This is a genomic window from Phenylobacterium sp. (assembly GCF_044236515.1).
GTDB lineage: Bacteria > Pseudomonadota > Alphaproteobacteria > Caulobacterales > Caulobacteraceae > Phenylobacterium.
Genome location: NZ_JBIIGK010000128.1, coordinates 1 through 8,622 on the forward strand (window position 1 = coordinate 1; position 8,622 = coordinate 8,622).

7 protein-coding genes are annotated in these 8,622 nt (G+C 69.0%); 2 read left to right on the forward strand and 5 right to left on the reverse strand.

Annotation, left to right across the window (positions count from 1 at the left end):
* The coding region (locus ACILRF_RS12300; protein WP_395673284.1) for an amidohydrolase at positions 1–1,376 on the reverse strand (1,376 nt) is incomplete at its 3' end.
* Between the two features lie 97 nt (positions 1,377–1,473).
* On the reverse strand, positions 1,474–2,499 hold the full coding sequence (gene purM, locus ACILRF_RS12305) for a phosphoribosylformylglycinamidine cyclo-ligase (RefSeq protein WP_395673286.1): 1,026 nt from the start codon (positions 2,497–2,499) through the stop codon (positions 1,474–1,476).
* Between the two features lie 81 nt (positions 2,500–2,580).
* On the opposite strand from purM, the gene rnd reads away from it, so the two are divergent.
* A complete protein-coding gene (gene rnd / locus ACILRF_RS12310) occupies positions 2,581–3,765 on the forward strand; it encodes a ribonuclease D (protein ID WP_395673288.1) in 1,185 nt (394 codons plus the stop codon).
* Here rnd and ACILRF_RS12315 read toward each other — a convergent pair.
* The 3 genes from ACILRF_RS12315 to ACILRF_RS12325 form a co-directional block, all read right to left on the reverse strand.
* Positions 3,762–5,270 carry a Ppx/GppA family phosphatase gene (locus ACILRF_RS12315; protein WP_395673290.1) on the reverse strand — a complete coding sequence of 503 codons (1,509 nt, stop codon included), beginning with the start codon at positions 5,268–5,270 and terminating at the stop codon, positions 3,762–3,764. The two genes, rnd and ACILRF_RS12315, sit on opposite strands and share 4 nt — an antisense overlap.
* The gene (locus ACILRF_RS12320; RefSeq protein WP_395673292.1) at positions 5,251–7,449 is read right to left on the reverse strand and encodes an RNA degradosome polyphosphate kinase; all 2,199 of its coding nucleotides are present in this window, start codon (positions 7,447–7,449) and stop codon (positions 5,251–5,253) included. Before ACILRF_RS12320 ends, ACILRF_RS12315 begins: the two co-directional genes overlap by 20 nt.
* A 66-nt stretch (positions 7,450–7,515) precedes the next feature.
* A complete protein-coding gene (locus tag ACILRF_RS12325) occupies positions 7,516–8,091 on the reverse strand; it encodes a chromosomal replication initiator DnaA (protein WP_395673294.1) in 576 nt (191 codons plus the stop codon).
* A 236-nt stretch (positions 8,092–8,327) separates the two neighbouring features.
* On the opposite strand from ACILRF_RS12325, the gene ACILRF_RS12330 reads away from it, so the two are divergent.
* Positions 8,328–8,622, forward strand: a 295-nt coding sequence (locus ACILRF_RS12330; protein ID WP_395673296.1) for a sialate O-acetylesterase, incomplete at its 3' end; no start/stop codon positions are given.

Sequence of the window (8,622 nt, forward strand, 5' to 3'; positions counted from 1 at the left end):
GTCGCTTCCCGCTCCGGTTCCAGCGCCTCGTCTGCGTAGGAGCCCAGGGCCAACAGGAAGCCGGGTTGGCTGGCCACATGGATGTCGTTGCGGTCCATCTTCGTCAGCGTCGCCTCGGGCGGCAGCACGGCGACGTGGTGCAGATAGTGGCGGTGGTCGGCCCGCGGCTGCTCCTTGAGAATCTTCTCCACCTCGTCGACCACCATCACCACGGCGGCGTCGCCCATGGTGTGGATGCCGAGCTGCCAGCCGAGCTGGTGCGCCCGTCTCGCGACGGCGGCGAAGGTCTGGTCAGGTATTCGCACCTCGCCGGTGAACCCCGGCCGGTTCTCGTACTCCCGCGTCGACCAGAAGATCGGGGCGCTGAGCCCCCCGTCGATGCTCATCTTCACCGCGCCCATCTTCAGCTTCGGGTGGTGGAACACCGCCTTCGGATCGCCGATCGCCGCCAGTTCCTCGAGAGACTTCCGTACGCCGACGTTCGGGTCGTCGTAGGTGTCGTAGCCGGGTCTGAGCCGCAGCTGCACAGTCATGCGCGGCAGGTTCGCTCCGTGGCGGTCGTAAAGGGTCTGGACGTGCTTGAGGTTGTCCGGGGTGATGCCGGCCACATTGACGCTGGTCACGCCAAGGCTGGTCAGTTGCGTCAGGAACCGGTTCCAGTTGCTGATCTGCTGGTCCGGCGTCAGCCCGCCGCCGCGGACCTCCGGGGGCTGGGCCTCCCAGATCACCCGCCGGGCAGATTCCAGGATCACCCCATTGGGCTCGCCCTTCGCGTCATGGACGATCTCTCCGCCGGGCGGCCGAGTGGTTCGGGTGACCTTCGCCGCCTCTAGCGCCCGGGAGTTGACGATCAGGGTGTGCGGCCCGCGGCCAATGGCGACGGGGTGGTCGGGCGCGACCTTGTCGAAGTCGGCGCGCTTCGGCAGCGCGGTGTTCGGCCATTCCTCACGCGCGATCTCTCCGACGATCCACTGGCCCTTCGGCGTCCTGGCCGCTTTGGCGGCGATGGCGGCCTGAAGCTTCGGCACGGTGTCGGCGCCCCGTAGCCAGTCGGGGACCTCCTCGATCATGCCCCCGTATTTCCAGGGCTGCAGCGGCGCTCCGAGATGGATGTGGTTGTCGTAGAAGCCGGGCAATAGCGCCTTGCCGCCCAGGTCGACCATGCGCGCGCCCGCACCTGCCTTGGCGCGCACCTGCGGCAGCGACCCGACCCCGACGATCTTGCCGTCCGCAACCGCGACCGCGTCGGCTCGCTCGGCCCGCGGGTTCACGGTGATGACCTGGGCGTTGTGGTAGATGACAGCCTCGGCCTGAGCCCACGTCGGCGAAGCCAATGCGGCCGACATGCCGATCACGGCGGACAGGAGCCTGGACATCGAACCCTCCCATTATCTTTGGGAGGAGGATCGCGATCGATCGACCCGAGCGTCAAGCCGTGAAGCTGCGCCCCCGGTGTGCCGGAGGCGCCGGACATCAGGTGTCGGCCAGTTCGCCGATCACGAAGGCGTCCTCGTTCGCCCGCACCAGACCTTCCAGCACGTCCGGCAGGTCGTGCGGATCGACGATCAGCATCAGACCGACGCCGCAGTTGAAGGTGCGGCGCATCTCGTGGTCGGCGACGCCGCCTACCTCCTGCAGCCATTGGAACACAGGCGGCAACGCCCAGGCGCTCCAGTCGATCTTCGGAATCAGGCCCTCACGGATCGCCCGCGGCGGGTTTTCGATCAGGCCGCCGCCGGTGATGTGAGCCAGGCCGCTGACCCGGCCGGCCTTGAGGTGCGGCAGGACGGTCTTAATGTAGATGCGGGTGGGGGTCAGGAGGGCCTGGGCCAGCGTCTTGCCCGGCTCGAACGGAGCGGGCGCGTCCCAGCCGAGGCCTGAACGTTCGACGATACGGCGGACGAGCGAGTAGCCGTTGGAGTGCGGGCCGGTGGAGGCCAGGCCGATCAGCACGTCTCCCGCCTTCTGGTCGCCTAGCCGCGGCAGGACGCGGTCGCGGTCGACGGCGCCCACACAGAAGCCCGCCATGTCGTAGTCGCCGTCGGCGTACATGCCGGGCATCTCGGCCGTCTCGCCGCCGACCAGGGCGCAGCCGGCTTGGCGGCAGCCCTCGGCGATGCCCTCGACGACGGTGGCGGCGGCTTCGACGTCGAGCTTGCCGGTTGCGAAATAGTCCAGGAACATCAAGGGCTCTGCGCCCTGGGCCAGCAGGTCGTTGACGCACATGCCGACGAGGTCGATGCCGACGGTGTTGTGAATGCCGGTTTCGATGGCGACCTTCAGCTTGGTGCCGACGCCGTCGGTCGTGGTGACCAGCAGCGGGTCGTCGTAGCCGGCCGCTTTCAGGTCGAAGAGCGCGCCGAAGCCGCCCAGCGAGGCCTCCGCGCCCGGCCGGCGGGTCGATTTCGCCAGCGGCTTGATGCGGTCGACGAGGGCGTTCCCGGCGTCGATATCGACACCCGCCTGGGCGTAGGTGAGACCGTTCGGCCGATCGGACATGGGAATGCCTTCGAGAAAACTTGCGCGGCTGGCGTATCGCGGGCTTGCAGACTCGGCCGCGCGCGGGGCTATAGCTAGTTGATGACGCCGATTACAACCACCGCCGAACTTGCGGTGTTTTGCGATAAGCTGAAGGGCCAGCCCTTCGTCGCCGTGGACACCGAGTTCATGCGCGAGACGACCTACTGGCCCAAGCTGTGCCTGATCCAGGCGGCCGCGCCCAGCGCGCACGCCACGATCGACCCGCTGGCCGAGGGCATCGACCTTGAGCCGTTCCTGGAGATCCTCCGCGACGAGACCATCCTCAAGGTCTTCCACGCGGCTCGCCAGGACGTTGAGATCTTCAACAATCTCAAGGCGATGCCCCGGCCGCTGTTCGACACCCAGGTGGCCGGGATGGCGGCCGGGTTCGGCGAACAGATCGCCTACGACGCCCTGGTCCGCCAGATGCTGAAGATCGAGCTCGACAAGAGCTCGCGGTTCACCGACTGGGCCCGCCGGCCGCTGTCGGACAACCAGCTCACCTACGCCCTGGCCGATGTGACGCACCTGGCCGACCTCTATCCGAAGCTGCGCGAGCGGCTGGAAAAGGAAGGGCGCCTCGCCTGGGTGACCGACGAGATGGCCTCGCTGACCGATCCGGCCAACTATGACGTCGAGCCGGAGAACGCCTGGAAGCGGCTGCGTCCGCGCCGGCACACAGCCAAGTACCTGGCAGTCTACCGGGCCGTCGCGGCGTGGCGCGAGCGCACCGCCCAGAACCGCGACCAACCGCGCGGCCGCATCCTCAAGGACGAGGCGATCGACGAGATCGCGACCCAGGCCCCGACCGACGCCGACGCCCTCGACCGGCTGCGCTCGGTGCCGAAGGGCTTCTCCGGCTCGCGGTTCGGGCCGGACCTGCTGGTCGCCATCCGCGAGGCGCTGAGGGACCCGGAAGCCTACGCCCCCGTCATCGAGCGCAACCGCCAGGCGCCGTCGCCAGCGGCCGGCGCGGTAGTCGAACTGCTCAAGGTGCTGCTGAAGGCGCGAGCCGAGGAGGCGGGCGTCGCCTCGAAGCTCATCGCCACCGTCTCGGACCTCGAGCAGATCGCCAACGACGACGACGCGGCGGCCACCCCGGCCCTGACCGGCTGGCGGCGCGAGGCGTTCGGCGAGGACGCCCTGAAGCTCAAGCGCGGCGAGCTGGCCCTGGTGCTGGACGGCTCGCGGGTTCGGGTCGTGGAGGTGCGGCGCGCGCCGAAGGCGGCAGCGGCCGCGGGCTAGGCGCCCGGCCGCAACTCCAGCTTCAGCTTCAGCGCCTGGGCGACCGCGCCGCCGCGCTTGGCGACCTGTTCACCGAGCAGCATGTCCGACCACTCGGGCGCGGCGGTGACCACGAGGCGGTCTTGCGCGATTGAGATCGCCGACTGTTCCAGCAGGCGCGGGTTGCGGCCGGAGAGGTCGCAGCCCAGGCGGATGGCGGCGCCCAGCGCCTTGGCCCGCTGCCGGCGGTCCGGCGACAGGATGCGGTTGATCACCGTCGGCTCGGGCGTGACCGCCGCCGCGGTGTGCCGGGCGAAGGCCGTGCAGGCCAGGAAGGCGCGCTCGGCGTGGGTCATGCCGGCGATCGGGGCGCGCAGCACCTGGTCGAAGGCGAGGTCGGCGCGATGGTCCGGGTGCAGCCGGGCCCCGAGGTCAGCGAGGCGGCAGGCGGCGGCGACCAGCACCGGGTCGCGGTCGCCGAACATCGGCGTGAGGCGCTGGAACACCGGCGCCAGCCAGGCCTCCAGCGCGCCCCCTATCTCCGGCGACAGGCCGCGCAGGGTGGTCAGGGCCTCGCAGCCGGCGATCAGCGGGTCCTGGCGGCGGACCTCCGGCGGCATGGCCTCCAGCAATATGCCTTCGCGCACACCGTAGGCGGAGATCACCACCCGCTCGACGCCCAGGTGCTCGATCAGGGCGTCCAGAACCAGGGCGGAATAGGGCAGGGTGTCGAACCGCTTCTTCGAGACCCCCTGGATGCGCTCCAGCGAGGATTTGGACTGGCGCTCGACGAACCGGGCGACGGCGACGGCGTCGGCGCCGCTGATCTCGTACTGGTGGGCGACGTGCAGCGGATAGTCCGCCAGTTGCATGTGCAGCAGCGCCAGGTTCCGCCAGGCGCCGCCGACCGCATGGAATTCGCGACTGGCGAACCGGCCCGCGACGGGGGCCAGCGCCCCGTCGATCGCCCGCCGGGTGCGATCGATGTCCAGCGGACGCGGCGCGCCGAGCGCGAACGGGCCGAGCGGCAGGGTCGCCCCGTCGGCCGGCGCGGCGTCGCCGTTCAGGCGGATCAGCTCCAGGCTGGAGCCGCCGAGGTCCGCGGCGACGCCGCGGGCGCTGGGATCGCCGGCCAGGACGCCGAGCGCCGCGTAGCGCGCCTCCTCCGGGCCGGAGAGCACCCGGACGTCGAGCCCGGTCTCAGCCTTCACCCGGCGCAGGAAATCCGCGCCGTCGGCGGCTTCGCGGACGGCGGCCGTAGCGGCGGCGATGATGTCCTCGGACGGCCAGCCGTCGAGCAGGGTGCGGAACCGGCGCAGCGCCGCCATGGCGGTCTCGACGCCTTGAGCCGACAGCCGGCCGGTGGTCGGCAGGTCGCGACCGAGGCCAGCTAGGGCCTTCTCGTTGAGGACGGTCCACAGGGCCCGTCCGTCCATGCGGTAGATGACCAGTCGGACGGAGTTCGAGCCGACGTCGATGACCGCGGCTTGCCTGGGCTCGGTTCGGCTATCCGCGCGAGGCCACATGATCGATCGCGCGCGGCATGTCCTTCACCTTCTGGCCTCGTCCCGACAGGCTGGGGTTGGTCATGAAGTACTCGTGCGCGGAGAAGGCGCTCGGGTGGTCCCACGACGGATCGCGCGTATAGCGTCCCTCGGCGTCGAGGGTCCAGCTTTGAGCTTCGTCCTTCAGATTGGCCAGCATGATTTGTTGCAGAACCTGCTGGTGGACGGTCGGGTTCTCGATCGGCGTCAGGCATTCGACGCGGCGGTCGAGGTTTCGCGGCATCCAGTCGGCCGAGGAGATGAACACCCGGGCCTCGCCCGACGGCATCGGCGCGCCGTTCGCGAAGGCGACGATCCGGGAATGCTCAAGGAACCGGCCGACGATCGATTTCACGCGGATGTTCTCCGACAGTCCGGGCACGCCAGGCCGCAGGCAGCAGATGCCGCGGATTACGAGGTCGATCGGCACCCCGGCCTGACTGGCGGCGTAGAGGGCGTCGATGATTTCCGGATCGACCAGGGAGTTCAGCTTGGCCCAGATTCCCGACGGGCGGCCGGCGACGGCATTGGTTTGCTCATGGCGGATCAGGTTCAACAGGTCGCGCTTCATGGTGACCGGTGAGAACGACAGCTTCTCCAGCCCCTCGGGCCGGGCGTAGCCGGTGACGTAGTTGAACAGCCGCGCCGAATCCCGGCCGAGCGCCGGGTCGGTCGTGAACAGCGACAGGTCGGTGTAAACCCGCGCCGTCACCGGGTGATAGTTGCCGGTGCCGAAGTGGCAGTAGGTGCGAAGGGCGTCGCCCTCCTTGCGGACCACCATCGAGAGCTTGGCGTGGGTCTTGTACTCCACGAAGCCGAAGACGACGTGGACCCCGGCGCGCTCCAGGTCGGCGGCCCACTTGAGGTTGGCCGCCTCGTCGAAGCGGGCCTTGATCTCGACCAGGGCGGTGACGTTCTTGCCGTTGTCGGCCGCCTCGATCAGGGCGGCGACGATCGGGCTGTCCTTCGACGTCCGATAAAGGGTCTGCTTGATCGCCAGGACGTTGGGGTCCCGGGCCGCCTGGCGCAGGAACTGGACCACCACGTCGAAGCTCTCGAACGGGTGGTGGACGAGGATGTCCTTCTCGCGGATCGCGGCGAAGCAGTCGCCGGCATGATCGCGGATCCGTTCGGGGAACCGTGGCTCGAACGGTTTGAACTTCAGCTCCGGCCGGTCGCGGGGAATGAGCTGGCTGAGCTCGTCCAGGCCGAGCAGCCCATCCACCAGGATGATGTCGTCGGTCTGGGCGTGCAGGGACTCGCAGATGAAGCCGCGGAGCTCCTCGGGCATCGAGGCCTCGACCTCGACCCGCACCACCGAACCCATACGGCGCTGCTTGAGGAGGGCCTCGTACTCGCGCACGAGATCCTCGGCCTCTTCCTCGATCTCGACGTCGGAATCGCGGATCAGCCGGAAGACGCCGAGGCCGAGGGCCTCGTGTCCGGGGAACAGATGGTCGAGGAACAGCGCGACGGTGTTCTCGAGCGAGATGAAGCGACGATTGGCTTTGCGGCCGCGGTGGCGGGCCGGCAGCTCCCAGAACCGCGCCACCTGCGCCGGCACCGGCACCAGGGCGTAGGACACCCGCCCATCCGCCATCCGCTTCAGCTTCAGGACCAACGAGAACGCCAGGTTCGGGATGAACGGGAAGGGATGGGCCGGATCAATCGCCAGCGGCGTCAGGATAGGGAACAGCTGGCTGAGGAAGGTGGCTTCCAGGCTCTCGCGCTCGGCCGCCGTCAGGTCGGAGATCGACGCCACAGTCAGCCCCTCGGCGGCCAGTTCCTTCCGCAGCTCCGCCCAATGGGTCTGCTGGTCGGCCATCAGGTCGGCGGCCTCGGCGTTGATCCGCTCGAGTTGCTCGGCCGGCGTCAGGCCGTCCTGACTGACCACCCGCACGCCTTCGCGCAACTGGGCCTTCAGGCCCGCCACGCGCACCATGTAGAATTCGTCGAGATTGCCGGCGCTGATCGCCAGGAAGCGCAGCCGCTCCAGTAGCGGGTGCCGCGGGTTCTTGCTCTCCCCGAGCACCCGGTGGTTGAACGCCAGCCACGACAGCTCGCGATTGAAGAACCGGCCGGCCGAGCCCGCCAGGTCCTCATCCCACCCGAGGTCGCCGCCGGCGGCGGGATCGGGCACGATAGGCGCGGGGATGCTCATCGAAACGGCTCCGGCTTGGGGCGGCGGGTCGTCATCTGAGACCTGCCGAACGAGGTGAACAAGCCTTCACTCGAAAAGGTCAAGATTTTGATGACACTCCTCCAGAACCTCGCGGGCGAGGAGGCGGGAAATCGGTCTGGCCTCGCCGTCGACGCCTTCATCCAAACGGCGGACGATCTCCCGGGCGTGCGGGACGGACCTTTCGATACGTCTCAAAAGATAGGCGTAGACTTCCTTCGGCGCCCGAATACTCCGTTCACGGAAGAACTTTCTCAGTACGCCTTCGAGCACCACGTCGTCCGGCGGCTCGATCTCGGCGACTGGCAGGGCGTTTAGCCGCGACCGCAGGTCCGGCAGCGATGTCGGCCAGGCGGCGGGCGCGCTCCGAGAGGTCAACAGCAGGCCGCCGCCCTCCCGACCGGCCATGTTGATCAGGTGGAAAAGGGCTTCGTCCGCCACACCCTGGTCGACGTCCTCCAGCAGCACGGGACGCCCGGCCGCCCGGCCGATATCGGGACCGGCTCGGTCCAGAACGATCGCGCCGGCCGTCACCGCCCAGATCTTCGCCAGATGCGTCTTGCCGACGCCCTCGGGACCGACCAGCGCAAGGCAGCCCCCATGCCAAGCCGGCCAGGCGGCCACGGCCTGCCGCGCCGCCGCGTTCGAGGTCCCGTGCACGAAGGCGTCTTGCGCGTAGGAGGTCCGGCCGCCGAGGCTCAGTCGAAGCTGTCTGGCCATGGGTGTTCAGCGCGAAATCTCACGCCCGCATTCTAACAACTTCCCGATCCCGACGGCCAAAGTTTTCGGCGCGCCGGAACCTCACCGTCCACACAGGACTCTAGCTCCCGGGCGGCTGCGCCCGCGGAAGGGAGCATCCGATGGCGTTTGTGGTATTCGCCGGTCAATCCAACACGGGCGGCCTCTACATGGACGCCGGGACCCTGGCGCAGCCTTGGACGCCGGATCCGCTGACCCTGATCTGGAACGCCGCCAAGAAGGCCTTCGAGCCGATGCAGCCCGGCGTGAACACCGGCTACGGCGACCGTCCGTCGTCCTGGGGCCCGGAGGTGCAGTTCGCGCTCGACTTCCGCGCCGCCTACCCGGGCGAGACGCTCTACATCGTCAAGGAAGCCCACGGCGGCACGCCGCTGGCCCAGGATCTGGAGCAGTGGC